Source organism: Saccharopolyspora sp. NPDC002686 (assembly GCF_040295745.1).
GTDB classification, from domain to species: domain Bacteria; phylum Actinomycetota; class Actinomycetes; order Mycobacteriales; family Pseudonocardiaceae; genus Saccharopolyspora; species Saccharopolyspora oryzae.
The window spans coordinates 20,319-47,258 of record NZ_JBEOVY010000011.1; the positions used below are offsets into that span (position 1 = coordinate 20,319).

Below are 26,940 nucleotides of genomic sequence, written 5' to 3' on the forward strand. Positions count from 1 at the left end.
GAACGTGGTGGCTGAATCGGCGGCGGGCGCACGTGCGGGGAACGGGTACTTCGTGCAGTCGGTGGCGCGTGCTCTGTCGGTGATGCGCTCGTTCACCGCGGAGCGGCGGACGCAGACCTTGGCCGAGGTGGCCCGGGAGACGGGGCTGGACCGGGCCACGGCGCGCAGGCTGTTGCTCACCTTGGCCGATCTCGGGTACGTGACTTCGGACGGCGGCCACTTCGAGCTCACCCCGCGGGTGCTGGAGCTGGGGTACTCCTACTTGTCCGGCATGTCGTTGCCGGAGGTCGCGCAGCCGCACTTGCAGGCGCTGGCTCGTGAGCTCAACGAGACCGCGGCGCTGGCGGTCCTCGACGGCGACGAGATCGTCTACCTCGCGTTGATGGCCAGCAGTCGACTGGCGACCGTGAAGATCAACATCGGCACCCGGTTCGACGCGTGCACGACGTCGATGGGGCGGGTGTTGCTGGCCGGACTTCCCGAAGCCGAGCTGGAGGAGCGGCTGGGCCGGTTGCAGCTGCAGCGGCGCACCGATCGGACGGTCCGGGACGTGCAGAGCCTGCGCGCGGAGATCGACAAGGTGCGTGCGCAGGGGTGGGCGTTGGTGGACTCGGAGTTGGAGGAGGGGCTGCGCGGCGCGGCCGTGCCGGTGCGCGACCGCGCTGGTCGCGTGGTGGCTGCGGCGAACGTATCGGTGCACGCCGGGCGCACCACGCCTGAGCTGGTCGAGCGCGATTACGTTCCGGTGATCCTGCGGACCGCTCGCCTGATCGAGGCGGATCTCATCAGTGCCGTGGGCTGAGCGAGTCGCGGTGTCGTGAGTGCGAAAACCGGCTGCGACCGGCTTTCGCGCTCACGAGGCGGAGTCGTCCTCGAAGCTGATCCAGCACTTGCCCGGCGTCTCCCGCACTGAGGCGAACGCGTCGGCCGCGTCGTGGAGGGAGAACCGGGCCTGCAGCACGCGGTGCGGCTCGATGGCTCCCTTCTCCAGCATCGCGATCGTGTCGGCGAAATCGCCCGGGTGGTCGTAGATCAGCGAACCCGTGATCGACCACTGGCGCGAGACGATCGCGTGCGAGGACACCGCGACCGGAGCCGGGTTCATGCCGACGAGAGTGGCTCGCCCGCCGGGGACCAAGCGCTCCAGTGCCGACTCCAGAGCCCCGGGTGCACCCGAGGTCTCGAAGACGTGGTCCACCGCTCGGCCCGGCTCGTCGGGCACGGCGCCCAGCGATAGGGCCAGCTCGCGACGTCCCGGGTGAGGTTCCTGCACGGATGGTGCGATGCCGGCTTCCAGCAACGACTGGCACACGAACAGGCCCTGCGAACCGGCTCCGACGACCAGGCAGCGGTGCCCGGGTTGCACGCCAGATCGGCGCACGGCCGCGCGCGCCACCGTCAGCGGCTCGGTGCACACCAGATCGGCGATGCTCACGTGATCAGCGACCGGGTGCGCGAAGGCGGCCGGCACCACGACGTGGTCGGCGAGCACGCCCGGAGCGGTGAGACCGACGGCGATGCGGTCGCTGCAGCCGGAGGTGAAACCCGTCCTGCACTGGTCGCAGCGCAGGCAGCAGTAGTTCGGCTCGATGGCCACCCGTTGGCCCACCCGCCGGTCCCGAACGAACCCGCCCACTTCGACGATCTCGCCGACGCCTTCGTGCCCGAGCACCCACGGGAGCTGGGGAACCTTCCTCCCGCCTCGGACCACGGCGGTGTCGGTTCCGCACAGCCCCACTCCGAGCATGCGCACGAGGACGTCGTTCGGGCCGTGGTCCGGCTTCGGAACGTCGATGATCTCGACGCGTTCCGGGGCGGTCAGGGCTACTGCGTCCATCGGTCCTCCTGTGCGCTATGCGCTCACATGTGCGTATAGCGACCATAGCGCCGGCCTCGTGGGTCTTCAAGGTGCTGGTTCCGGCGTTTGAAGGGCAGCTCGGTGCGCTTGATTCGTTGTGGGGGTTCAAGGCCTCATTTCAGCCCTAACTGGAAAATCTGGCGGCTTCTCGGGGGCCGGGGTGGGTTCGCCGGGGCGGGGCTGAAATGCCTTCGGTCTTGACTGCCTGCGGGTGACATCGCACTATGGCGTGCAATTAGCGCACGATCGTGCGCATAGCGCACAGGAGGTGTCCAATGGCGGATGCACCCACCGAATCCACCAGGGCCAAGCCCGCCCGGGCCGCGGCGGGGAGCTTCATCGGAGCGGTCGTCGAGTGGTACGACTTCCTGCTCTACGGAATCGTCGCCGCTGTCGTGTTCGACAGCGCTTTCTTCCCCGAGATCAGTCCGCTCGCCGGAACCCTGGCAGCCTTCGCCACGTTCGGCGTCGGCTTCATCTTCCGCCCGCTCGGCGGGCTGTTCTTCGGCCACTTCGGCGACAAGATCGGCCGCAAGACCGTGCTGGTGTGGACGGTGTCGATCATGGGCGTGTCGACGGCGCTGATCGGTCTGCTGCCCACCTTCGCCAGCCTCGGCTGGTGGGCGCCGCTGCTGCTCGTGGTGCTGCGCGCGGTGCAGGGCTTCGCCGTCGGCGGGGAGTGGGGCGGTGCGGCCCTGATGGCCGTCGAGAACGCCCCGCCGAAGCTCAAGGCGTTCTTCAGCAGCGGGGTCCAGGTCGGCTACTCCGTCGGACTGCTGCTGGCCACCAGCATCGTCGGGCTGTTGCAGTCCTTCATGAGCGACGCGGTGTTCCAGTCCTGGGGCTGGCGCGTCCCCTTCCTGGTCAGCGTCGTGTTCGTGGCGATCGCGCTGTGGATTCGCGCCGGCGTCCCCGAAAGCGAAGTGTTCCGCGAGCAAGTCGCCAAACGCGCGCCGGAGCAGCGCAAACTGCCGGTGCTCGACGCGCTGCGCCGGCACCCGGCCGCGTTCTTCCAGATCATCGGGCTGCGGCTCGGCGAGTTGCTGACCATGTACATCGTCACGACCTTCGCCTTGGCCTACGCGACCAAGAACTACGGCTTCAGCTCGGGCTTCATGCTCACCACGGCCCTGCTCGTCGGCGGCATCGGCATCGTGACGATCCCGCTCTTCGCCTGGTTGTCCGACCGCTACGGCCGCAAGCCCGTGTTCATCGCAGGTGCGGTCGTCGGGGTGATCGGATCGGTGCCCTACTTCCTGTCCATGCAAGCAGGTTCGAAGATCCTGATCGTGGTGACATCGGTGGTGCTGGTCAACATCGCCCACGACATGATCGTCAGCGTTCAGCAGCCCCTGCTCACCGAGCTGTTCGGCCCCGAGTACCGCTACAGCGGTGCCGGCCTCGGTTACCAGGTGGCCGCCGCGATCGGTGGCGGTTTCACTCCGGCCATCGCCACCGCGCTCGTCCTGCTCGGCGGCGGGACCTGGTACTGGGTGGCCGCTTATCTCGGCCTCGGCTGCCTCGTCTCAGCCCTGGTCGCGCTCACCCTGCGTCCCGCGGACGAACCGAGCATCGCCCGCGAAAAGGCGCACGCATGACCGGTTGCCGCACGGCCGCCTGACGAGGTGCGGCGGTCGTTCGGCTCCAAGCCGATCACACTCGGCCGACTTGAATTCGTCCACGCCTTTGCGCGAGAACCACAAGAAGTTCAGGAAGGCCATTTCGGTACCGGGCTGGACGGTGCCAGCGGCTGCATCGATGGGTTCCTCGCCGTTGCCTCGGACAACGGTCGATGAGAACCAGCCGCCCTCTTGTCGGAGCTAAGGGCTAACTCGTGTTAGACGAGCTGACTTTAACGTGTTAGCTTCCTCGCCAAGCTCCGACGACGAGGTGAGGAAGCACCGATGGCCCAGGACGCCGACCGGAACACCCCGCGGCACCACGTGCGCCCTGCGAGGGGCGGGTGGTGCAACGATCCGAACGGCCCGCTCCTGTTCGGGGACCGCTATCACCTCTTCCAGCAGCACAACCCCGGATCGACGTCGTGGGGCGACATCCACTGGTCGCACGCCTCCAGCGCGGACCTGGTGACCTGGACCGACCACGGGATCGCGCTCGCGCCGACCCCCGGCGGCCGGGACGCCCTTGGCGCCTGGTCGGGGTGCGCGACCGTGGACCGCGGCGTCGCCACCGCCGTCTACACGGGAATGGACCGCACCGACGGGATCGGATCGGTCATGCTCGCCCGTGCTGGCGACGACACGCTCGAGCAGTTCACCGCCGTACCGACGCCGGTCGTCGACGGACCGCCGGAGGGCGCCGACCTGCTGGCGTTCCGCGACCCGTACCTGGTCGAGGTCGGCGGGGTCCGTTGGGGCCTGGTGGGGGCCGGGCACGTGGGCGGTGGGCGCCCGGACGTGCTGGTCTATCGCGTCGACGAGCTCGACTCGTGGACGTTCGCCGGGTCGCTGCTCGACGCGTCCGATCCCGCGGCCGCCCGGCTCGCGGCACCCGCCGACGCCTGGGAGTGCCCCGCCCTGCTGCCCGTCGGCGAGGACCGGTGGGTGCTGCTCCTGTCGCTGTGGATCGCCGACATCACCTACACGACGGTCGCGCTGACCGGCACCGTCGAAACCGGCGGTGGCCTGCGCTTCAGCCCGGACGGTGGCGGGGGGCTGCTGGACTACGGCCGCGACCACTACGCCGCGACCGCGCTGCTGGAGCGCGACCGGACGCTGGTCTGGGGCTGGAGCTGGGAGTCCCGCTCTCCCGGCGACTCGGCCGAGGCCGGGTGGGCCGGCTGCGCGACCTTTCCCCGCGAGCTCGGACTGCACGATGACGGCGGGCTGAGGGTCGTCCCCGCTCGCGAGCTGACCGCGTTGCGCGGCGAGGTGCTGGAGGTCGGCACCGACCTCCCGGCGGCTTACGAGCTGGACCTGCGAGCGACGATCGCCCAGCCGGAAACGGAGGTGGAACTGCGGCTCGGCCCGTCGGTCGCGCTGCGGGCGACACCCTCACGGGGCCTGGTCGAGCTCGACCGCTCGGCGGTGCCCGCCGGCGCCTCGCACCCGCTGCCGAGGGCCGGTTCGGCGATCGCATCGGTGCCGATCGCCACCGCGGTGCACCTGCGGGTGTTCGTCGACGGACCGGTGATCGAGGTGTACGTGAACGACAGGGCAGTGATCACCGAGAAGGTGCACCCAGCCCCGGCAGGCGCGGCCGAGGTATCGGTACCGCGCGGCGACGCCGCCGTGGAGCTGACCGGGTGGGCCCTCGACCCGGACCGGGCCGGGACCGGGACGACCGGCCCGGCCGCACTTCACCTCGCCAACCGCTGAAAGGAATGGTGCTGAGTGGCCTCAATGGAGCGGACGCTCAAAAACGGATCTTATCTGCAGAGCTCAGTGACTCTGCTGCTGTTCTTCTCGTCCTGGGGCGTCTGGTGGTCGTTCTTCCAGATCTGGCTCACCGACGAGGAGAACGGGCTGGGGCTCAGCGGGTCCGAGGTCGGAACCGTCTACGCGGCGAACTCGCTGGCGACGCTGGTCATCATGTTCGCCTACGGGGCGGTGCAGGATCGCCTGGGCACCCGGCGGCACCTCACCATCCTGGCTTCCGCGGCGATGACCCTCGTCGGCCCGTTCTTCGTATTCGTCTACCAACCGCTGCTGTCCAACGCCTTCGCACTCGGTGTGGTCGTCGGCGCGGTCTTCCTCTCGCTGGGCTTCATGGCCGCGGTCGGCCTGTTCGAGGCGGTGTCCGAGCGGTTGAGCCGAACCTACGGCTTCGAGTACGGCCAGTCGCGGATGTGGGGGTCGTTCGGGTATGCGCTGCTCACGCTCGCGGCCGGTTTCCTGTTCACCGTCGACCCCACCCTGAACTTCGCCCTCGGTTCGTTCTTCGGCCTGCTCTGCCTGCTGACCCAGCTGTTCTGGGCCTCGCCTCGCACCACCGCGACCGGCACGACCGGTTCCGGGAAGCCGACCGTCCCGAGCGCGCGAGAGATGATGCGACTGCTGCAGCAGGGACGGCTGTGGCTGATCATCGTCCTGGTCTTCTTCACCTGGACCTTCTACACGGTCTACGACCAGCAGATGTTCCCCGACTTCTACGCCGGCCTGTTCGCCTCCCAGGCGCAGGGCCAGGAGGCGTACGGGGTGCTGAACGCCGTGCAGGTCTTCACCGAAGCCGCGATGCTGGGCGTGATCCCGATCCTCATGCGCAAAGTCGGTGTGCGCAACACCTTGCTGCTCGGTGTGGCCGTCATGTTCGTCCGGATCCTCGGCAGCGCTGTCTTCATGGATCCCATCTTGGTCTCGGCGGTGAAGATGCTGCACTCGATCGAGGTGCCGCTGTTCATCCTGGGGATCTTCCGGTACTTCACCTTGCACTTCAATTCCGCGCTGTCGGCCACCGTCTACATGGTCGGGTTCCAGATCTCGGCCCAGGTCGGCAACGTGGTGCTGTCCCAGCCGCTCGGCGCGTTGCGAGATGCGATCGGGTACCAGCCGACGTTCTACGTCATCTCCGGTGCGGTCGCCTGTGCCGCGGTCTACGCCTACTTCGTGCTGCAGCGAGATGATCAGGACGTCCAGGGCGACCCGTTCGTCCGCGACGGCGCCCGGGCCGCCTCCGCGGCCCGGTGACAACGGCGCAGCGGGTACCGGCGTGATCTATCCTCGCTACCCAGGCGAAGCACCCGCCCGGCACCGCGAGCAGAGGACGGCAGATGCGAACGAACGAGTCGGGCCGGCCGACGTCGAAGGACGTCGCCAGGCTCGCGGGTGTCTCGCACACCGCGGTGAGCTTCATGTTCAACGGCCGCGCCGAGGGCAACCTTTCCGCCGCCACCCAGGAGCGGATCCGGAGCGCGGCGGCCGAGCTCGGCTACCGCCCCGACGCCGTCGCCCGTGGCCTGCGCCGGCGGCGCACGGCGATGCTCGGCCTGGTCACCGACCGCATCGCGTCCTCACCGTTCGCAGGCGAGCTGCTCACCGGCGCGATGGAGACGGCGTGGGAGGCCGGGCACCTGGTGCTCACCGTCGACTCCGGCGGTGATCCGGAGAAGGAGGCGGCGGCCGTCGACGGGCTCCTCGACCGGCGGGTCGACGGGATCATCTACGCCGCGATGTCGCCGTACCTGGCCTCGCTCCCCCCCGGTCTCAACGGCACGCCGGTCGTGCTGGCCAACTGCCTGTCGGCCGACGGCCACCACGCCGCCGTCGTCCCGGACGACCGGGCCGGAGGGGCGGTCGCCACCCGCGCCCTGCTGGCTGCCGGGCACCGCCGGATCGCCGTTGTCGGCGGGATCGACGACATCGCGACCGGCGAGCGTCTGGCCGGACACCGTGATGCGCTGGCCGCGGCCGGCGTTGCCGAGGGGCCGGTGCTGCACTGCGGCGGCGAGATCTCCCACGGCCACGCCGCCGCTCTAGAGCTGCTCGCCCGCGACGACCGGCCGACCGGAATTATCTGCTACAACGACCGAGTCGCGACCGGCGTTCTGCACGCCGCGGCACGGCTGGCCCTCGACGTCCCGGGCGACCTGTCGATCGTTGGGTACGATGACCAGCGCTTCCTCGCCGAGCACACCGCCCCGCCGCTGACGACCGTGGCGTTGCCGCACCATGCGATGGGCGAGACCGCGGCCCGGCTGCTGCTCGACGCGATCGGCTCGGGCGCCGCGCCGAAGCCGGAGGTGCTCCGGCTGCCGTGCCCGCTGGTCGAACGGGGATCCGTCGCCCGACCGGGCTGAGTCGGGGAGTCATACTTGTATGGGTCTCTACTGGTGAATCCCCCTTTATGCCAGGGTGTTTCGTCACTGAAAGCCAGATCAGGGCGAGCATCGCGTGGGCTGCGGGCGTCGGGATCTCGCGGGTGCGGACCAGATCGTTCAACGGTGGCCGGGCTCGTCGGTGACGCGGATCTGCTCGGCCCGGGTCGCGAGGTGGCCTAGAGAGGTCAGACGGCGAGTGGCTCGTTCGGCCTGCGAGCGGATTCGGGGTCGTACCGGCGCAGGCCGACCAGGACGAGCGCGCAGACAGCGACTACCACGGCGGCACCGACGTAGAGTTGCGTCGCGGAGGCACCCGCGTCCTTGAGCATGCCGGCGATGGTCGGGGACAGGATGGCGCCGATGCGTCCCATCCCGAGCGCCCATCCCATGCCGACGCTGCGGACGTTGGCCGGGTAGAGCGGCGGACCAACGGTGTACGCACCAGCGATGCAGCCGTTGATCAAAGCGCCGACGCCGACGCCGATGCCGAACCCGAGCCACAGGGCCGAGGTGCTCACGATGAAGACGATCATCATCGCGGCGGAGAGCAGGGAGAACCCGATCAGCACCACCCGCGGCGTGCGCACCCGCGCGGCGACGCCGTAGAGGACCGAGCCGACTGTGCCGCCGATCGAGATCGCCATCCCGGCGGTCACCGCCGCGCTCTTGGAGAGGCCTTCCTCGACCAGGAGCGTGGGGGTCCAGCTGTTGACGAAGTAGAAGCCGAACATGATCGTGATGAAGACGAGCCAGAGCAGGATCGTCGGGGTCAGCAGCTGCTTGAGCCATCCCGAGCCGGTCCGTTCGGTGGCCGTCCGGCTGGCGGCCGCCTCGTCGAGGTCGGTGCTCGTGACAGCCTCCATCTGCATCCGGGCCAGTGTCCGGTTGATCCGCTCCAGCGCGCCTCTCGGACGGCGCTGCTCGAGGAAGGCGACCGACTCGGGCAGGACGACGGCGATCACGACCAGAGCGAGCAGGGTTCCGATACCGCCGGCGTAGAAGACGATTCGCCAGTCACCGCCCACAGTGGACTTCGCGACCAGGCTTGCCGCGGTGGCGCCGAGCCCGTACCCGGCGGTGTAGATGCCGATGGCGAGGCCGCGGTTCTTGGAGTTGGAGAACTCGCTGGCGATCACGTTGGTGCTGGCCAGGATGCCGCCGACACCGATGCCGGTGATGAGGCGGAAAATGCCCATCACCGTCACCGACGCCGCCATCGCGGCGCCGAACATGCCGATCGTGCCGAGGGCGAGGCTGATCAGGATCAGCGGGCGTCGACCGATGAGGTCGGCGAAGGGGGCGAGCAGCATCGAGCCGATCGCCATCCCGATCAGGCCGACCGAGACCAGCAGGCCGAACTCCGAGCCGCTGAGCGCGAACTCCTCGGTGACCGACGGCCCGGTGAAGGCGACCGCCATGACGTCGAATCCGTCCAGGCAGTTCATGAAGGTGCAGAGCGCGACGATCAGCCATTGGTAGCCGCTCATCGGCGCCTGCGAGATGCGTGCGGTGATGTTCATGGGTCTCCAAGTGGTGGGGATCCGGGTGCACCGGCTCAGGTGAGGCGGAGGGAGAGGACAGCGGGACCTCCCGAGCCGCTGCCGGATGCCACTGCTCGGGAGACGCAGAGGCACAACCTGTTCGAGCGTTCCTTCTGGGACTCGCTCAGGAAGACGTCGCGGTGGTCGATGGTGCCGGTCGAGTCGACCACCTTCGCAAGGCACAGTCCGCACTCGCCCTTGCGGCAGTCCGAGAGCGCGTCGACCCCGGCTGACTCGAGGGCGTCGAGGATCGAGGCGTCCGGTGCGACGGTGATCTCCCGGCCGAGGTCGGGGAGGCGCACCAGGAACTCCTCGGCCTGGTACCTGCCGCTGGAACCGAATGTCTCGAAGCGCAGGTTGGTCGTCGGCAGGTCGTACTCGGCCCAACTCCGGGAGATGGCGTTCATGAGCCCGATCGGGCCGCACATGTAGAGCTCGGTGCCCGCGGCGGCGGGTGTCCGGGCGATACCGGCGACTAGGTCGTCGACCGCCAGCGAGGTGCCCTCGTCGTCGACGTGGACGCTGGCGCGGTCGCCGTGCTCGGCGACCAGGTCGTCGAGGTACGCCATCGCGGGGCGGCTGCGACCGACGAGCACCAGCTGGTAGTCGGCACCGCGCCGACGCAGCGCGGAGGCCATGGCCACCAGCGCGGTGACGCCGATGCCGCCGGCGACGAGCACGTAGCGGGCCGCGCCGACCGCGAGCGGGAAGTTCTGCAGCGGTCCGGTGATGGTCAGGTCGTCGCCGACGCGGAGTCGGTGCATCGCGGCCGAGCCGCCGGATGAGGTGGGGGAGAGCCGAACGCTGAGGGTCAACCGGCGGCCGCCGTCCTCGGAGCGCACCACGGAGTAGGAACGCACTCGGCGGGCGTCGTCCCCGATCTGGACGTCGATGTGCGTGCCGGGCGCGGCGTGCTCGGGCTGCTCGGGGGCCAGGACGATGCGGCGGATGCCGTCGGCGACGTCGGAGACCTCGACGACCCGGGCTCGCTGCCAGCGGGTCTGTGTCTGCACTGCCATCTCAGGTCCCCTGACCGGTGGCCGGTGCGGAGGAGGGGCGTCCTTCGGCCGCGAGCATGCGCTCGAGGATCTGGCGCACCCACATCCCACCGGCGTCGATGTTGAGGCTGTAGAACTCGTGCTCAGGATTGGCGTCGATGGCGCGCTGCTGGGCGCGCAACATCTCCTCGTCCTCGCCGAAGACCCCGTGCACCGCCTGGCGCAGCTGGGTGGTGATGGTCTGGCTGTCCAGGCGGTAGTTGCGCATGAATGCCCAGAAGTAGTGGGAGGTTCGGTCGGTCTCGGGGGTGATCGTGTTCATCACGTACCCGTTGACGCCTTGGCTGCGATCCCCTTCGGGCGCACCGGTACCCGCCTTCGCCACACCGACGTCGATGCAGATCGTGCCCGGCGCTTCGAAGTTGATGATCTGCCAGCGGTCGACCTTGCCGGCGAAGCCCGGGAACTTGTCCCGCATGTTCTTCAGCCAGAACGGCGGGGCGTCGATGTCGTGCATCCACCGGCTGACGGTCACCGTGTTGCCCTCGTGGGTCACGTCGAACTCGGCCTCGGACAGCTCGTCCTGACCGATGCTCGAGGAGTGCACGAACTCCTCGTGGGTGAGGTCCATGAGGTTGTCGAGGATGAGCTGGTAGTTGCAGTCGGCGTGGATCGTTTCGCCGTCGCCGGCCCAGGCGGGGTCGTCCATCTGGTGCATGTCGGGTACCGCGGTCGGATCGGCCAGGTCCGGATCGCCGACCCAGACCCAGACGTACCGGTAGCGCTCGACGACGGGGTAGGAGGGGACCACCGCGCTGGGGTTGATCGTCTCCTGCGCGGGCATTCCGGTGCAGCGGCCGGTCGAGTTGTAGCGCAGACCGTGGTAGGGGCACTGCAGTTCGTCGCCCAAGATCTTGCCCTTCGACAGCGGCGCGAGCCGGTGCCAGCAGGCGTCCGCGAGAGCGACCGCGCGGCCTTCGGCGTTGCGCCACAACGCCAGCGGTACGCCGGCGACCGTGCGTGCCAGCGGCTGCTTGCCGGTGACCTCGTGGTCCCAGGCGGCGACGTACCAGGCGTTGCGGGGGTGGTTGAAGATCTTCGCGGCGGAGGTGGTCGGTGGCGCGCTGTCCGCTGCGGGGGAGGCGGCGCGGGGCATGAGAACTCCCTATGAAGATAGGTATGTGTTGCGCGGGCCACAATCTAACTATGGATATAGTGAGTTGGCAATGGTCGATAGCGTGAGGCGTTCGGAGGGGGAGGTGCCTTGTCGCTGCGCTACGCGCTGATCGCGCTCCTCACCGGCCGTCCGATGACCGGGTACGACATCTCGAAGAGCTTCAGCCGCTCGGTGGCGCATGTCTGGCACGCCCCGGACTCGCAGATCTATCCCGAGCTCAACCGCATGGAGCGGGACGGGCTGCTCACCTCGGTCGAGGTGCCCTGGGGCAAGAAGGGGACCAAGAAGGAGTACCACGTCACGGATGCCGGCCTCGCCGACTTCCAGGAGTGGATGGGGTCCCCGCTGACGCCTCAGCGGCAGCGGGACCCGGCGTACCTGAAGGCGGCCTACTTCGACTTCGCCGACCCCGAGTCGGTGCGCGAGCAGCTCCGGCAGCAGCAGGTGTACTGGGAGGAGCAGTTGAGCATGCTCGAAGGCACCCGGGCTGCGCTCGTCGACCGCACCCACCCCACCCTGGCGGCCCGCCTGTCCAAGCTGACCGAGCGCGAGGCCGAGCTCGCAGTGCGCTACAAGGTGTACGCCTACGACGGCCTCATCGCCCGCGCCCGCACCGAGCTGGCCTGGATCGCCGACGGTTTCGCCCTCGTCGACGAGTTGTACGGCTCATGACTTCCGGAACTGGCGAGCTGCCGTTCTGGCTTCGCCGGCCTCGGAAAGGCTCCACGTCGTCGCGGAGAGGCCCGGACCGCTAGTCGAGCAGGCCCATCATGCCCGGCAACCCCAGGGACAGTGCGGGGATGAAGGTGACGGCGATGAGCAGCAGGACCAGCCCGACGAAGTACGGCACCAGCTTCGGGACGACCCGCTCGATCGACACCCCGCTCACGCCGGTCCCGACGAACAGGACCGAACCGACCGGTGGCGTCATGGTGCCGATGCACATCGCGAGGATGAGCACCATGCCGAACTGGACCGGGTCCATGCCGAGCTCCTCGGCGATGGGAAGCAGGATCGGCGTGAAGATCAGGATCGCCGGCGTGATGTCCATGAACGTGCCCACCACGAGCAGCAGGGTCAGCATCAGCACCAGAATGACCGCTGACGAGTCCGCGACCGACAGCAGCGCCTCGGTGATCGCCGCCGGGATGCCGGTGTAGGCCATCACCCAGGACATGCCCGCGGACGCCGCGATGAGGAACATGACGATGCCGGTCGCGACGACCGTGCGGTTCACGACGTCCTTGAAGGCCGTCCAGGACATGCTCCGGTACGCCACCGACAGCACCAGCGTGTACAGCACGGCGACCGCGGCACCCTCGGTCGCGGTGAAGACGCCGAACACGATGCCCCCGATCACGACGACGATCAGCAGCAGTCCCGGGATCGCCCTGAGCAGGCTCTGGAAGGCCTCGGCCGCGGTGACGCGGTCGACCTTCGGATACTTCTGCCGCCGGGTGAAGGCGAAGGCGATCACCATGATCACCAGGCCCATCAGGATGCCGGGCACGTACCCCGCCATGAACAGCGCCGAGACGGACACGCCGCCCGCGACGGTCGAGTAGACGATCGCGGCCGTGGTCGGCGGGATGAGCAGTCCGGTCGGGGCCGACGCGATGTTGACCGCGGCGCCGAAAGCCGGGTCGTACCCGGCTTTCTGCTGGCGATCGTGCAGCGTGCTGCCGATCGCGGCGGCCGACGCCACGGCAGAGCCGGACAGCGCGCCGAACAACATGTTCGCCAGCACGTTGGTGTGCGCCAGCGCGCCGGGGACCCGACCCACCATCACCAGGGCGAGGTCGACGAGGCGGCGCGCGATTCCGCCGGTGTTCATGACGTTGCCCGCGAAGATGAACAGCGGGACGGCCAGCAGCGAGAAGCTCTCGATGCCGACGTTCATCTGCTGCCCGATGATGTAGGTGGAGTCGTCCCACGGCAGGAACGCCAACGCGGTGGCGAACGAGGCGACCCCGAGCGACACCGAGATCGGCACGCCCGTGAACAGCAGGACGAAGAACGCGCCGAACAGGACGGCGACAGCGGTCGGAGCATCCATCAGTCCGTCCCCTCCGGCTCGATCGAGACCTCGCTCATGAGGTCCTCCCAGATGTTGAGCAACTGCGCGAACGCGATCGCGAGGCCGGCGACCGGCCCGATCGCGTAGACCAATCCCCGGGAGATGCCCAGCAGCGCCGAGTAGTCGGCGGCCGAGCTGAGCGCCAGCATCGTGCCGCCGATCACCAGCACGACCACGGCGAAGACCAGCACGAGGACGTCCGAACCGAGGACCAGCATGCGCCGACCCGTGGGTGAGAGCCGATCCCGCAGGACGACGAGCGACATGTGCTTGCGATGGAGGAACGCGTACGCGGCACTGATCATCGACGTCCAGATGAGCGCGTAGCGCACGAGCTCCTCGGTGAAGGCCGCGGGCGAGCCCAAGACGTAGCGGGTGAAGACCTGGTACAGCACGAGCAGGGTCATGATGACGAGCAGGACACCGGCGAAGGCCGCCAGCACGCCACCGAGCGCTCGTCGTACCCGGTTGAGGCGGTCGAGTGCGGTCATGGCATGCCTCGCTTCCCGGCCGAGTTGATGACGGACAGGAGCTCCGCGACCTCCGGGTACTGCTTGGAGTACTCGTCCACCACCGGCCGGGTGGCGTTGCGGAAGGCCTCGGTGTCGACGTCGGTGATGAACTCGACGCCCATCGCCTTCGCGTCGGCGACCGCCTGCTGGGTGTTCTTCGCCCAGTCGGCCTTCTGCCGCTCGGTCGACGCGCGGGCCGCCTCGGCGAGCAGCTCCTCATCGGCCGGGGCGAGCCGCTCCCAGGTCTGGGTGCTGATCACGAGCATGTCGGGGATCCGGGTGTGCTCGGTCATCGAGAACGCGTGGGAGACCTCGCCGTGCGCGCTGTCGGTGAGCACCGTCTCGTTGCTCTCGGCGCCGTCGATCAGTCCGGTCTGCAGCGAGGTGTAGGTGTCGCTGAACGCCATCACGACCGGGGCGGCGCCCAATGCGCTGACGAAGTCGGTCTGCGTGCGCATGTCCTGCACGCGAATCTTCTGCCCGCGCAGGTCTTCCGGGGTCCGCACCGGCTTGTTCCCGGTGTAGAAGGACCGCGCACCGGAGCTGTAGTAGGTGAGGCCGACGAAGCCGGCGTCAGCGGTCGAGCGGAAGTACTCGGCCATCTGGGGCGAATCCATCACCTCGTAGAACTCCTGCTCGGAGTTGAAGACGTAGGGCAGGCCGAAGGCGTGGTAGCCGGGGGCGTAGGTCGCCAGTCCCGGCGCGCTGACCCGGGTCATGTCGACGATGCCTTCGTGGAGCTGGCCGAGCACCGCGGGTTCGGCGCCCAACTGACCGTTCCCGTAGATCTTCACCACGATCCGGCCGCCGCTGCGCCGCTTGACGTCGTCGGAGAACGAGGCGAGTGCTTTGGAGGTGACGTGGTCATCGCTGAGGTTGTTCGCCAGGCTCAACACCAGGGGGTTTTCCGGCGTCGCCTCGGCGCTCGTCCGCGCACCGGATGCCGGCGCGCATGCGGCGAGGGCCGCGACGAGGACCAGGGCGACGATGCCGCTGATCAATCGGTTCCTCATGCCTGCCTTTCTCACATGCCGATCATGTCGATGGGCTCGAACGAGATCGTGACGGCGAGATCGCCGCCCGGGTCGAGGGTCTTGATCAGCACGGATCCGAGCCCGATGTCGTAGTGCCAGCCCGTCTCCGCGGCGTCGAAGTGGCCGCGGTGCAGGTATTGCGGGAGGCGCTCGCCGTCGAGGGCGACCCAGTGCGGGCACCGGCCGGGCCGGATGACGTCGAACAGCAGCCGTTCGACGGTGCTGCGGTACTCGCCGCGCCGGGTCAGCGCCAAGCGCACCTGCTCGCCGGCGGTCATCCGGACGTCGGTCGCGCGGAACGCACCGTCCTCGTGGGCGCGGGTGAGGCCGTCGTCCTCGTAGAGGGTGAACTCCGCGTCGCGATCGGGGGCGCAGATCAAGCGCAGCTGGGTCACCTCGTCGCGGGTGAGGCTGTTCAGCTGGTTCTCCGCGACCGGGACGATGCCGCCGCCACGCAGGAACAGCGGGATCGAGCCGAGGTCCACCGGCAGTTCCACGACCTGTCCGCCCTCGTAGCGCTCCCGGGTCCAGGCGTTGTAGAACACCTCGCCTTCCGGAAGCCGGACGGCGCGGGTGCTCGCCCCCGGGGTGAGCACGTTGGCGACGAGCAGCGCGTCGCCGAGCATGAACTCCTCGGACGTCTCGTCGATGGCCGGGTCGTGCTGGAACGCGCTGATCAGCGGTTCCATGATCGGCCAGCCGGTCGCCGCGGCGCGGGCCGCGAGCGAGTACAGGTACGGGAAAAGCCGGTAGCGCAGCTTGATGGCATCCCGGATGTAGGGCGTGTGGTCGCGGTACATCCACGGCTCGGTCACCGTGTTGTCGGAGTTGACCGAGTGGATGGAGAACCTCGGCTGGAAGACGCCGTTCTGCACCCACCGCACCAGCAGCTCGGGGTCGGGCGCGGGGCCGTGGAATCCGCCGATGTCGCAGCCGTGGTGCGGGAAACCGGACAGGCCCATCCCGAGGATCGTGGCGATGTTGTGCCGCAACGACTCCCACGAGGTGGAGTTGTCGCCCGCCCAGCTCTGGGCGTAGCGCTGGATGCCCGCGTGACCGGAGCGGCACACGATGTAGGGACGTGCCGACGGATTCGTCGCGGCGATGCTGTCGCGGGTCACCCGGCACATCAGGTTCGGCATGACGCTGCGCAGACGGCCGATCGTCGCGCCTGAGCCCTCGAAGTCGACGCCGGAGTCGGCGTCGATGATGCCGTCGTACTCGCAGTTGTCGTTCCAGACCGAGGTCGTGCCCTTGTTCAGGACCGCTTCGGTGAGCCAGCGCTGCCACGCCTCGCGGGCGGCGGGCTTGGTGAAGTCGACGAACCGGCCCGGCCCGCCCCACCAAGCACCGGCGGCGGGGCCGTCACCGGCTGTCGCGGCCGCGTCGGCGCTGCGCTTGACGAAAACGCCCGCGCTGTCGAATTCCCCGAGGCGGGGATGGACGTCGAGGACACCGGGCTTGACGTTCGGGGACACGGTGATGCCGCGCTCGGCCATCCCGGCGAAAAAGCCCTCGGGATCGGGGAAACGGCGCTCGTTCCAGGTGAACACGCACCGCTTCGCTCCTGCCTCGGTCTCCTGCGTGGTGTAGCCCGACGAGAGCTGGAAACCGTCGACGGGGATGTCCTCGGCCCGGGCGATGTCGATGAACTCGGTGATCGCGACGTCGCTGTCGGCGTCTAGTTCGGAGTAGTACATCGACGAGGCGAGGTAGCCCAGCGCGTACTTGGGCAGCAGCGGCGGCCTGCCCGTCAGCGCGGTGTAGCGCTGCACGACGTCGCGAATGCCCGGACCGGCGATCAGGAAGAGATCGATGTCGCCGCCGTCGGCGCGGTAGCGGCTGTGCGGGGGCCAGTAGTTGCTCCGCTCCCGGCCGAGATCGAAATCGCAATCGTAGGTGTTGTGGTAGAAGTACCCGACCGCTTTCCGGTTCTCCCGGTTCATCTTGAGGTAGAACGGGATGTGCTTGTACAGCGGGTCGGTTTCGCGCGGGTCGTAACCGAGGGCGTCCTTCGGGCTCATCGTGATGAGCTTCTGCGCCTTGTTCAGCGGCCCCGTGGTCTCGCCGAAACCGTAGAACGCGTCGTCGCGGGAGATCTCACTGGTGTGGATGCGGCGACCGTTCGAGTCCTCCAGGTAACCGAGACCGACGACGTCCGAGTGCAGCAGGGTGCCCGCCTCGTCGTGGACGCGGATTCGGAACGGGTCCTTCTCGACGTCCACGCGGAGGTCCCCGCCGGTCACCCTGACGCGATCACCCAGGTCCTCGACGTCGAACGGCAGCGGCGTCACCCGCGTGCGCTCGGCGCCCATGAACTCGTCGAGCCGGTCCGGCCACGCCGTCGTGGTGAGCGTGTAGGACTCCTCGGCGAAATCACCCTGGAAACCGGCGCGAAGACGCAGGATGCCGTCGGCCATGAACATGAGCCGGATCTCGACACCGTCGGTGTGGACCCGGACCTGGTCACCGGCCCGTTCCACCCGCTCGACTCGTGATGTGACACGCACGTGGACTTCTCTCGATCTGGCGAATTGGTCACTGCACGGGTGGCAGCGCTGACGATGACGATGAAGAGGCGGCGCGGGCGCTCGGCTCACCAGTCGTGAACAGTGCCGTCCTGGAGCCGGTTCACCGGCAGGTACGCCCGCTCGTAGGGGTACTTCGCCGCCAGGTCTTCGTCGAAGTGGATGCCCAGACCGGGTTCCTCGCTCGGACGCAGGCCGCCGAGGGCGAATTCGTGCGTCGGCCCGAAGACCTCCCGCGTCTGCTCGCTGTGGACCATGTACTCCTGGATGCCGAAGTTGTGCAGTGCCAGACCGAGGTGCACCGCGGCCGCCAGTCCGACCGGAGAGACGTCCGTCGGGCCGTGCATGCCGGACTTGACCTGGTACATCGCCGCGTAGTCCATGATCCGGCGCACGCTGGTGATGCCTCCGGCGTGCGTGATCGGCGAGCGCACGTAGTCGATGAGCTGCTCGCGGATCAGGTGCTGGTAGTCCCACACGGAGTTGAACACCTCGCCGATCGCCAGCGGCGTGGTGGTGTGGTGACGCACCCAGCGCAGCGCTTCCTGGTTCTCGGCGGGCGTGACGTCCTCGAGCCAGAAAAGGTCGTAGGGTTCCAGGGATTTGCCCAACTTGGCCGCCTGGATCGGGGTGAGCCGGTGGTGCGCGTCGTGGAGCAGCGCGATGTCCTCGCCGAACTCGCCGCGGACGGCTTCGAACACCGAGGGCACGTGCCGCAGGTAGGCGCGGGTGTCCCAGCTCTCCTCGGCGGGCAGCGCCGAGCGGCGGGCGGGTTCGTAGTCGTAGCGGGTGTCGTCGCCGATCGAGGCGGCCGCGCTGGAGGCGACGCCGTACACCGAGTCCAGGCCCGGCACGCCGGTCTGGATGCGGATCGCCCGGAAGCCCTCCTCGAGGTGCTCGCGCACCGAGTCGAACAGCTCGGGAACGTCCTTGCCGCTGGCGTGACCGTAGACCAGGCACCGCTCGCGGCTGGCCCCGCCGAGGAGCTGGTAGAGCGGCAGTCCGGCGACCTTGGCCTTGATGTCCCACAGGGCGGTGTCCACCGCCGCGATCGCGGCCATCGTCACCGGACCGCGTCGCCAGTACGCGCCGCGGTACAGGTACTGCCAGGTGTCCTCGATGGCGTGCGCGTCGCGCCCGATCAGCAACGGCACGACGTGGTCGGTGAGGTAGCTGGCCACTGCCAGCTCCCGGCCGTTCAGGGTGCCGTCGCCGTAGCCGACCACGCCGTCGTCGGTGGTGATCTTCAGCGTGACGAAGTTGCGGCCCGGGCTGGTGACGATGACGTCTGCGCGCTCGATGAGCACTGGTCCTCCTTGACTTGAAACGACGAGCGGTCGCCGGTCCGCCGTGCTCGGGTGATCGGTGCGGTGGCTGCGGGACTCGCGGTCGGTTCAACGTAGGAGTCGCCCCGTGGACTGGCAATCAGTTGCCATTTGTTGCCGACCATCCACCTCGTGACATGCGGCCCCACCGCATCCTCTCGGCATGACAACTATTGGCAACTAGTTGCAGCGGTTTCGCGAGATGGCGACGCTGCCCGTATGGACCGTGGCATGGCAGCAACCTCTGGGACCCACCGCGACCGCGAGCGCGCGGTGCCGCTCGCCCCTCATCCGGATCGGTTGCTCCCGCCCGAACCGTCCCAGCGCAACATCGCACGGCGGCTCTACGACAGCGTCCGCGACCTCCCGCTGATCAGTCCGCACGGGCACGTCGAGGCCCGTCTGCTCGCGGACGACGAACCGTTCTCCGACCCCGCGTCGCTGCTGGTCACGCCCGACCACTACGTCACCCGCCTGCTGCACGCCCACGGCGTCGGGCTGGCCGACCTCGGACTGCGCGACGGCGCCGGCGGCACCGGCCCCGCACAGCCGAGGGACGTGTGGCGGACCTTCTGCGAGCACTGGCACCTGTTCCTGGGCACCGCGTCCCGGGGCTGGCTGGAAGCCGAGCTGCACGATGTGCTGGGCGTGACCGTGCAGCCGTCGGCCGACACCGCCGACGAGCTGTTCGACGAGCTCACCACCCGGCTGCGCAAGCCCGAGTTCCGGCCGCGCGCGCTGTACGACTCGTTCGCGATCGCAGTGCTGGCCACCACCGACGACCCCGCCGACGACCTGGCCCACCACCGGGCGCTGGCCGAAGACCCGTCCTGGTCGGGCCGCGTCGTGCCGACCTTCCGCCCCGACCGCTACCTCGATGCCACCGCCTCCGGCTGGACCGCGGCACTGGACGACCTCGCCGCCGCCAGCGGCATCGACACCGGCGACTACGACGGGCTCGTCCGGGCACTGGAGAACCGCCGGGAGCATTTCCGCACGCACGGCGCCACGGCCACCGATCACAGCGCCCCCGACGCGCGCATGGCGTTCCTGGACGCCGCGCAGGCGCAGCGCTTGTTCGATGCGGTCCGATCAGGCACGGCCAGCGCCGATGACGCTCGCCTGCTGTCGCAGCAGCTGCTCGGCGAAATGGCCCGCATGTCCAGCGAGGACGGCATGGTCATGGCGCTGCACACCGGAAGCAGGCGCAACCACCACCCGGACACCCTGCGCCGTTTCGGCCCCGACACCGGTCACGACATCCCGCTGCAGGCCGAGTTCACCCGCGCGCTGCAGCCGATGCTGGAGCGTTTCGGCACGAACCCGCGGTTCCAGACCGTCCTGTTCACCCTCGACGAGACGGTCTTCTCCCGCGAACTCGCCCCCCTCGCCGGGTTCTACCCGTCGGTCTACCTCGGTGCTCCGTGGTGGTTCCTCGACGCGCCCCGCGCGATGTACCGCTTCCGCGACGCCGTCACCGAAACGGCAGGCTTCTACCGGAACGCGGGATTCATCGACGACACCCGCGGGTTCTGCTCCATCCCCGCCCGCCACGACACGGCTCGCCGGGTCGACGCGGCCCACTTGGCGGGGCTCGTCGCCGAGCACGTGCTCAGCGAGGACGACGCCGCCCTCGTCATCCACGACCTCCACGACCGCCAGCCGCGAAAGGCGTTCCGGCTGTGACGACACGACTGACCCGCGCCGCTGCCCACGTCCGTCCGCCGGCTCCGGTGCGCGCCGTCCACCTCGGACTCGGCGCGTTCCACCGGGCCCACCAGGCCGTGTACACGATGGCCGATCCGGATTGGGGCATCGCGGCCTACACGTTCCGCAACACCGAGCTGCCGCGCGCGCTCGCCGAGCAGGACGGTCTGTACTCGCTGCAGGTGCGCGGAGAAGGGGAGCCGCAGGCGGAGATCGTCGATGCGATCAGCCGCGCCCATCCCGGCAGCGACACCGACCAGTGGCTCGCCGATCTGGCTTCTCCCGACGTGGCGCTGCTGACGCTGACGATCACCGAGGCCGGTTACCGGGTGTTCGATGATCAGGACGGGACCGCGATCGGCCGCGTCCTCGCCGGGCTGCGCGGGCGTCACCGCGCGGGCGGTGCCCCGATCGCGCTCGTGCCCTGCGACAACTTGCCGGGCAACGGCGGCGTGCTGCGGGAAGCGATCCGCACCGCCGCAGCGGGGGAGGGTCCGCGATTCCGTTCGTGGATCGAGGACCACGTGTCGTTCGTCGACACGGTCGTCGACCGCATCACGCCCGCAGCCGCCGAGCAGGACGTCGCCACCGCCGCGCGGCTCACCGGGCTCGAGGATCGGGCTCCGGTGGTGACCGAACCGTTCAGCGAGTGGCTGCTGGCCGGGGATTTCCCGCTCGGCAGGCCCGCGTGGGAGAACTCCGGTGCCCGGTTCGTCGACGACCTCGCCGCGTACGAGCGGCGCAAGCTGTGGTTCCTCAACGGTGCGCACACGCTGCTGGCCTGCGCTGGCCCTGCGCTGGGGTGCGCGACCGTCGACGAGGCCGTCCGGCACCCGATGTTGGCGAGGTTGACGGAGTCGTGGTGGGACATCGCGTCGTACCACGCGTCTCTCCCAGCGGAGGACCTGGCCGACTACCGGCGGCGTCTGCTTCAGCGCTTCTCCTCCCGCGGGGTGCGGCACAACCTGCTGCAAATCGCTGCGGGCAGTTCCCAGAAGATCCCCGCGCGGATCCTGCCGGTGCTGCGCGCCGAACGCGCCGCGCAGCGGATGCCTGAAGCCCCGGTCGCAGTGCTGGCCGGCTGGCTGATCCATCTGCGCGACCGCCCGGTCAGCGACCCGCGCGCCGACGAACTGGTCTCGTTGGCCCGCTCGGCGGATGCCGCGCGCCGCATCCTGTCCGCTCTCGACGTCACCCTCGCCGACGACGGGGAGCTGGTCTCCGCGGTGGAGGACTACGTCGAGCACTTGCGGCTCACCGCCGACCGAACCGCGTAAAGCCGCCACCAGCGCAGTGCGCGACGTCGGGCCCAGATCGGGACCGCGGGTCGGAGACCATCCACGTGCTAGCGGGGGATGCCCCAAACCTCCTGGAGCATCTGCGGAGTCAGGACGTCGTCGGGGGTGCCCGCGGCGGCCAGTCGTCCCGCGTTGAGCACGAGGCAGTGGTCCGCGCGCAGTGCTTCGGTGAAGTCGTGGGTCACCTGGACCACGGTCGTTCCGCGTGCCTTGGTGCTCTCGAGCACGTCGGTGATCAGGCGTTGCGCTTCGGCGTCCAGTCCGGAGCTCGGTTCGTCGAGCAGGAGGAGATCGGACTCCTGGGCGAGGCCTTGCGCCAGCAGAGCGCGCTGTCGCTGGCCGCCCGACAGCGAGCCGAGTCGGCGGGTCGCCAGCGGGAGGAGTTCCAAACACGCCAAGCATTCCTCGACGACGGCCCGGTCGTGGGAGGTCAGGCGCCGCCACGGGCCGCGATGTGCCCACCGTCCCATGGAGACGGTGTCGCGGACGCTGATGGGCAGCGCATCGGACACCGCACTCCGCTGTGCCACGAACGCGGGCGGTCGGCTGGTCGCGCGGTCGATCGAGCCCGCAGCGGGGCGGAGCACGCCCGCGATCGCGCTGAGCAGGGTCGACTTGCCGGAGCCGTTCGGTCCGAGGATGGCAGTCGTCCGCCCGCGCGGGAGTGCGGTGCTGAGGCCGTGCAGCACGGGTTCGCGCGTGTAGCCGACCGTCAAGTCGTGGATGGTGATCTCCGCTTGATCACTGGCGATCGTCACGGCGCTCCTCGTGTGGTGTTGGACGTCACGGCCATCTTATCGACATTGAAAACTGTTTTCGATAGTGTGCTTCGTCATGGATTGGCTGTTCGTCCCGTTTGAGGTGTCCTTCGTTGCGCGGGCGCTGTGGGCCGGGGCGTTGGTCTCGTCCATCTGCGCGCTGGTCGGCACGTGGGTCGTCTTGCGCGGCATGGCTTTTCTCGGCGACGCGATGTCGCACGGGATGCTCCCCGGCGTCGCGCTGGCCTCGTTGCTGGGTGGGAATCTGCTGCTCGGGGCGGCGCTGAGCGCTGGTGCGATGACGCTCGGCGTGACAGCGCTCGGCAGGTCCTCGCGGCTGTCGCAGGACACCGCGATCGGGCTGTTGTTCGTCGGAATGCTGTCGCTGGGCGTGATCATCGTTTCGCACTCGCAGTCCTTCGCGGTCGACCTGACCGGCTTCCTCTTCGGCGACGTGCTGGCGGTGCGCCCGCAGGACCTCGGTTTTCTCGCAGTCGCGCTGGTCGTCGCCGTCGTGGTGTCCGTGCTCGGCCACCGCTCGTTCGTCGCGCTGGCCTTCGACCCGCGGAAGGCGCACACGCTCGGGCTGCGACCCCGGTTGGCGCACGCGTGCTTGCTGGGACTGGTCACGCTGGCGATCGTCGCCTCGTTCCACGTCGTCGGAACGCTGCTGGTGTTCAGCCTGCTGATCGCGCCGCCCGCCGCGACCGTCCTGTGGGTCGACCGGATTCCCGCGATCATGCTCGGCGCGGCGCTGCTCGGCACGACTGCGACAGCCGTCGGGCTGGTGGGCTCGTGGCATTGGGGCACCGCGGCCGGAGCGACGATCTCGGCCGCTGCGGTCGGACTGTTCTTCCTCTCCGCGCTGGCTGCGGAACTCCGCCACCGCATGCAGCGGCTCTCAACCACTCCACGCGGGCGGATCGAAGCCGGAATCGAAGGGTGATCGTGAAGCGAATCAGCAAGAAAACCGTTGGCATCGCCGGGTTATCGGTCGTCGCGGTGGTCCTCGCAGGGTGCGCGGGCAGCGGACCGGAAGCGTCCGAGCCCGCCGAAGAGCTGCCGCACGGCTACGTCGAGGGGGCGGAAGAGACCGCAGAGGCGCAGTCGCGCTTGACGGTGACCGGTGCGGACTCCGGGGCCGTGCGCGTGCTGGACCTGATCACCGGCGACGTGACGGAGGTGGGGCAGGCGCCCGGAGTCGAGGGAGCTGCTGGTGACGGGCGGTTCGCCTACCTGGAATCAGGGGGAGCGGTGCGCATCGTCGACACGGGCTCCTGGAAAGTCGACCACGGCGATCACGTGCACTACTACCGCGCCGCCGTTCGCGAGGTCGGGACGATCCCGGGATCAGGATTGGTGAGCGCGCACAGCGATCCCGCGGTCGTAGCCGTGTCGTTCGGCAATGGCAGCGCTAGCCTGCTGGATCGCGCCAAGCTCGATGAGGGGACGATCGGCGAAACGGGCCGCATCTCGGACGTCGCGCGCGGGGCGGCCGTGGTGCCCCACGACGGTCACCTCCTCGTCCCGGTCGAGCAGCCCGGTCAAGTAGGCGGAGTTCAGGTTCGCGACCGCGACGGGCAGCCGGCGGCGGCCATCGACCAGCCGTGCCCGAACCCCGCTGGCGCCGCGGCCACGCGTCGGGGCGTCGTGTTCGGGTGCGCCGACGGTGCACTCCTCGTCACGTCGAAGGACGGAACGTTCAGCGGCGAGAAGATCCCGTACCCGCGGCCGGTGCCCGAGGAGGAGCGGGCGGAGGAGTTCCACCACCGGCCGGGCAGCGACACGCTCGCGGCGAAGGCAGGGGAAAGCGGCGTCTGGTCGCTCGACGTCGCGCACCGCGCGTGGACGTTCGCCGCGACCGGTCCGACGCTGGCGGTCAACGCGGTCGGTGCCGGCGGCCCGCTGCTCGCCGTCACTCCGGACGGGGCGTTGCACGCATTCGACGCCGAAACCGGCCACGAGACGGCAACAGTCCCGCTGCTGAGGGGCCCGGTGGGGGAGGGCGACGCGCCGACGATCGAGGTCGACACCACCCGCGCCTACGTCAACGACGCGTCTGCGGGTGTTGTCCACGAGATCGACTACAACGACGACCTCCGCCGCGCTCGCACGTTCGACCTCGGTGGCCGGGTCGTGCAGATGGTGGAGACCGGGCGATGAGCGCGGCAGCTCGCCTCGGCGGTCGGAACGCGTTCCACCTGCTCGTCGCCGTCGGAATCGCGGTCCTGCTCGCCCTCGCCGGTTGCACCGCCACCGGCGACGAGAAGTCGGGTGTAGTCGTCACGACCAACATCCTCGGCGACATCACCCGGCACATCGTCGGCGGCGAAGCCGAGGTGACGGTGCTGATGAAACCCGACGCGGACCCGCACTCCTTCGGGATCTCAGCGCAACAGGCGGCGAAGCTGGAACAAGCCGGACTCGTCGTCCACAACGGATTGGGACTCGAGGAGGGCGTCGCACGCAACGTCCAGGCCGCCGAAGCCGCTGGGGTCCCGGCCGTCGCGGTGGGCGCCGAAGTGGACCCCGTCCGCTACACCGCGGCGGGCACCGACGGCCAGCTCGACCCGCACTTCTGGACCGACCCCGGGCGGATGAGCCGAGCGGTCGACGTGATCGCAGAGCAGGTCATCGCGCACGTCGACGGCGTGAACCCGCAGGTCGTGCGCGCCAACGCCGCGCAGTACCGCGCCGGGATCGACCAGCTCGGCGCGGAGATGAGCGAGCAGTTCGCCCGCATCCCGGCCGAACGCCGCAAGCTGGTGACCAACCACCACGTGTTCGGATATCTGGCCCAGCGGTACGACTTCGAGGTCGTCGGTGCGGTGATCCCCAGCGGAACGACGCTCGCCTCACCCAGCGCGTCGGACCTGAAGGCCCTCGCGGACACCATCCGGGCCGCGGGAGTGCCGGCGATCTTCGCCGACTCCTCCCAACCGGACCGCCTCGCGCAGGTCCTCGCCGACCAGGCCGGACTCCAGGTCGAGGTCGTGCCGCTGTTCTCCGAATCGCTGAGCAGACCAGGACGGGGAGCCGGCGACTACCTGGAAATGATGCGGTCCAACACCGAGGCCATCGTCCGAGGACTCGGTCGAGGTTGATCCCGAGTCGGCGCGTGCCGGCATGATCTGTCCATCCACAGTGGAATGGTGATGATGAGAACCAGTTTACCCAACAAGATCGCGACCGGGTGCGTGGTCGCATCGCTGTCGGTCGTGCTGGGCGCCTGCGGCACCACGCAGCCAGGGTCCCAGCAGGACCAGGCCGCTGCGACGACCGATCCCATCGTCGTCACCTACGACGGTGGCGCGTACGTCCTCGACGGCAAGACGCTCCAGGTCGTCAAAGACCTGCCGCTGGAGGGTTTCAACCGCCTCAACCCGGCCGGGGACGAACGCCACGTCCTGGTTTCCACGGCAACGGGTTTCCGCGTGCTCGACGCGGCCAGCGCAGTTCTGACCGACGTCGAGTTCCCCGGCGCCAAGCCCGGCCACGTCGTGCGGCACGCCGGCAAGACCGTGCTCTTCGCCGACGGCACCGGTGAAGCCACCACCTTCAACCCCGAGGAACTCGGCGACGACCTGCCGCCAACCGAGGTGTACCGGGCGCCGGAACCTCATCACGGCGTCGCGATCGAGCTGGCGAACGGCGAGCTCGTGGTCACCATCGGCAACGAGGAGGAGCGGTCCGGCATCGCGGTTCTCGACGCCGAGCGCAAGGAGATCGCACGCAACGAGGACTGCCCCGGTGTGCACGGCGAGGCCACCGCACAGGGCGAGACCGTCGTGGTCGGCTGCGAGAACGGCGCGCTGATCTACCGCGGCGGCACCATCACCAAGGTCACCAGCCCCACCGAGTACGGCCGGATCGGCAACCAGGCGGGCTCGGACACCTCGCCGATCGTGCTGGGCGACTACAAGCAGGACGAGCACGCCGAACTGGAGCGCCCCGAGCAGATCTCGCTCATCGACACCACCAACGGCACGATGAAGCTGGTCGACATCGGCACCAGCTACACCTTCCGCTCGCTGGCCCGCGGGGAGCGAGGCGAGGCCCTGGTCCTGGGCACGGACGGCAAGATCCACCAGATCGACCCGGCAACCGCCCAGGTGACCCGGACCATCCCGGTCCTGGCCCCCTGGCAGGAACCGCTGGAGTGGCAGCAGCCCCGGCCAGCGCTGTTCGTCCGCGGCGGCACCGCGTACGTCACCGATCCGGCCAAGAAGGAGATCCACGCGATCGATCTGACCTCGGGCGACACCGTCACCACCGGAAACCTGCCCGCCGCCCCGAACGAACTCAGCGGCGTCCACTCCTGACGCCTGCCCAACACACTGCGCCGGGTGCC

At 69.2% G+C, this 26,940-nt stretch carries 22 protein-coding genes; 12 read left to right on the top strand and 10 right to left on the bottom strand.

Going from position 1 to position 26,940, the window contains the following annotated elements; translation table 11 throughout:
- Window positions 1-4: 4 nt before the first annotated feature.
- Window positions 5-802 (top strand): IclR family transcriptional regulator domain-containing protein, encoded by a 798-nt coding sequence (locus tag ABTZ89_RS02975; protein WP_351039397.1) that lies wholly within the window; start codon window positions 5-7, stop codon window positions 800-802.
- Between the two features lie 51 nt (window positions 803-853).
- Here the strand turns inward: ABTZ89_RS02975 and ABTZ89_RS02980 are convergent, their stop codons facing one another.
- Window positions 854-1,837 carry a zinc-dependent alcohol dehydrogenase gene (locus tag ABTZ89_RS02980; RefSeq protein WP_351039400.1) on the bottom strand — a complete coding sequence of 328 codons (984 nt, stop codon included), beginning with the start codon at window positions 1,835-1,837 and terminating at the stop codon, window positions 854-856.
- Window positions 1,838-2,133: 296 nt separating this feature from the next.
- Between ABTZ89_RS02980 and shiA the strand changes: the two genes are divergently transcribed.
- The 4 genes from shiA (at window position 2,134) to ABTZ89_RS03000 (ending at window position 7,613) form a co-directional block, all read left to right on the top strand.
- Window positions 2,134-3,456, top strand: coding sequence for a shikimate transporter (gene shiA, locus ABTZ89_RS02985; RefSeq protein WP_351039403.1), 1,323 nt, complete (start codon window positions 2,134-2,136; stop codon window positions 3,454-3,456).
- A 306-nt stretch (window positions 3,457-3,762) separates the two neighbouring features.
- Window positions 3,763-5,196 carry a glycoside hydrolase family 32 protein gene (locus ABTZ89_RS02990; protein WP_351039406.1) on the top strand — a complete coding sequence of 478 codons (1,434 nt, stop codon included), beginning with the start codon at window positions 3,763-3,765 and terminating at the stop codon, window positions 5,194-5,196.
- Between the two features lie 24 nt (window positions 5,197-5,220).
- A complete protein-coding gene (locus tag ABTZ89_RS02995; protein ID WP_351039408.1) occupies window positions 5,221-6,504 on the top strand; it encodes an oligosaccharide MFS transporter in 1,284 nt (427 codons plus the stop codon).
- A gap of 83 nt (window positions 6,505-6,587) precedes the next feature.
- Window positions 6,588-7,613: a LacI family DNA-binding transcriptional regulator gene (locus tag ABTZ89_RS03000; RefSeq protein ID WP_351039411.1), complete on the top strand. Its 1,026-nt coding sequence runs from the start codon at window positions 6,588-6,590 to the stop codon at window positions 7,611-7,613.
- Window positions 7,614-7,819: 206 nt separating this feature from the next.
- Here ABTZ89_RS03000 and ABTZ89_RS03005 read toward each other — a convergent pair whose 3' ends face one another.
- The 3 genes from ABTZ89_RS03005 to ABTZ89_RS03015 are packed head-to-tail and all read right to left on the bottom strand — an operon-like array spanning window position 7,820 to window position 11,329.
- Entirely contained in the window at window positions 7,820-9,154 is a 1,335-nt protein-coding gene (locus ABTZ89_RS03005) for an MFS transporter (protein ID WP_351039414.1), read from the bottom strand.
- 35 nt (window positions 9,155-9,189) lie between these two features.
- Window positions 9,190-10,194 carry a PDR/VanB family oxidoreductase gene (locus tag ABTZ89_RS03010; RefSeq protein ID WP_351039417.1) on the bottom strand — a complete coding sequence of 335 codons (1,005 nt, stop codon included), beginning with the start codon at window positions 10,192-10,194 and terminating at the stop codon, window positions 9,190-9,192.
- A 1-nt stretch (window position 10,195) separates the two neighbouring features.
- Window positions 10,196-11,329: an aromatic ring-hydroxylating dioxygenase subunit alpha gene (locus ABTZ89_RS03015; RefSeq protein ID WP_351039420.1), complete on the bottom strand. Its 1,134-nt coding sequence runs from the start codon at window positions 11,327-11,329 to the stop codon at window positions 10,196-10,198.
- Window positions 11,330-11,437: 108 nt separating this feature from the next.
- Between ABTZ89_RS03015 and ABTZ89_RS03020 the strand changes: the two genes are divergently transcribed.
- On the top strand, window positions 11,438-12,022 hold the full coding sequence (locus tag ABTZ89_RS03020; protein ID WP_270948698.1) for a PadR family transcriptional regulator: 585 nt from the start codon (window positions 11,438-11,440) through the stop codon (window positions 12,020-12,022).
- Window positions 12,023-12,101: 79 nt separating this feature from the next.
- Here ABTZ89_RS03020 and ABTZ89_RS03025 read toward each other — a convergent pair whose 3' ends face one another.
- The 5 genes from ABTZ89_RS03025 to manD all read right to left on the bottom strand — a co-directional run bounded on the left by ABTZ89_RS03025 (window position 12,102) and on the right by manD (window position 18,808).
- A complete protein-coding gene (locus ABTZ89_RS03025) occupies window positions 12,102-13,406 on the bottom strand; it encodes a TRAP transporter large permease (protein ID WP_351039423.1) in 1,305 nt (434 codons plus the stop codon).
- Window positions 13,406-13,918 carry a TRAP transporter small permease gene (locus ABTZ89_RS03030; protein WP_270948700.1) on the bottom strand — a complete coding sequence of 171 codons (513 nt, stop codon included), beginning with the start codon at window positions 13,916-13,918 and terminating at the stop codon, window positions 13,406-13,408. Before ABTZ89_RS03030 ends, ABTZ89_RS03025 begins: the two co-directional genes overlap by 1 nt.
- Complete coding sequence (locus tag ABTZ89_RS03035; protein ID WP_270948701.1) at window positions 13,915-14,952, bottom strand: TRAP transporter substrate-binding protein; 1,038 nt, start codon at window positions 14,950-14,952, stop codon at window positions 13,915-13,917. Before ABTZ89_RS03035 ends, ABTZ89_RS03030 begins: the two co-directional genes overlap by 4 nt.
- Before the next feature lie 11 nt (window positions 14,953-14,963).
- Window positions 14,964-17,483 (bottom strand): glycoside hydrolase family 31 protein, encoded by a 2,520-nt coding sequence (locus ABTZ89_RS03040; protein ID WP_351039428.1) that lies wholly within the window; start codon window positions 17,481-17,483, stop codon window positions 14,964-14,966.
- An 86-nt stretch (window positions 17,484-17,569) separates the two neighbouring features.
- Window positions 17,570-18,808 carry a D-mannonate dehydratase ManD gene (manD, locus tag ABTZ89_RS03045; protein ID WP_270948703.1) on the bottom strand — a complete coding sequence of 413 codons (1,239 nt, stop codon included), beginning with the start codon at window positions 18,806-18,808 and terminating at the stop codon, window positions 17,570-17,572.
- A gap of 249 nt (window positions 18,809-19,057) precedes the next feature.
- On the opposite strand from manD, the gene uxaC reads away from it, so the two are divergent.
- Both uxaC and ABTZ89_RS03055 read left to right on the top strand, forming a co-directional pair.
- Window positions 19,058-20,512, top strand: coding sequence for a glucuronate isomerase (gene uxaC / locus ABTZ89_RS03050; RefSeq protein WP_351039431.1), 1,455 nt, complete (start codon window positions 19,058-19,060; stop codon window positions 20,510-20,512).
- A complete protein-coding gene (locus ABTZ89_RS03055; RefSeq protein WP_351039434.1) occupies window positions 20,509-21,810 on the top strand; it encodes a mannitol dehydrogenase family protein in 1,302 nt (433 codons plus the stop codon). Before uxaC ends, ABTZ89_RS03055 begins: the two co-directional genes overlap by 4 nt.
- Window positions 21,811-21,878: 68 nt before the next feature.
- Here ABTZ89_RS03055 and aztA read toward each other — a convergent pair whose 3' ends face one another.
- A complete protein-coding gene (gene aztA, locus ABTZ89_RS03060) occupies window positions 21,879-22,589 on the bottom strand; it encodes a zinc ABC transporter ATP-binding protein AztA (protein ID WP_351039437.1) in 711 nt (236 codons plus the stop codon).
- Window positions 22,590-22,665: 76 nt separating this feature from the next.
- Here aztA and aztB point away from each other — a divergent pair, with 76 nt between their 5' ends.
- From aztB to aztD, 4 genes are read left to right on the top strand one after another with little or no spacing between them, the layout of a single operon-like run.
- Window positions 22,666-23,535, top strand: a complete 870-nt coding sequence (gene aztB, locus ABTZ89_RS03065) for a zinc ABC transporter permease AztB (RefSeq protein ID WP_270948707.1) — start codon at window positions 22,666-22,668, stop codon at window positions 23,533-23,535.
- A gap of 2 nt (window positions 23,536-23,537) precedes the next feature.
- Window positions 23,538-24,752, top strand: coding sequence for a hypothetical protein (locus tag ABTZ89_RS03070; RefSeq protein WP_351039441.1), 1,215 nt, complete (start codon window positions 23,538-23,540; stop codon window positions 24,750-24,752).
- A complete protein-coding gene (gene aztC, locus ABTZ89_RS03075) occupies window positions 24,749-25,693 on the top strand; it encodes a zinc ABC transporter substrate-binding protein AztC (protein WP_351039444.1) in 945 nt (314 codons plus the stop codon). Before ABTZ89_RS03070 ends, aztC begins: the two co-directional genes overlap by 4 nt.
- A 51-nt stretch (window positions 25,694-25,744) precedes the next feature.
- Entirely contained in the window at window positions 25,745-26,911 is a 1,167-nt protein-coding gene (gene aztD, locus ABTZ89_RS03080; RefSeq protein WP_351039447.1) for a zinc metallochaperone AztD, read from the top strand.
- Window positions 26,912-26,940 lie beyond the last annotated feature (29 nt).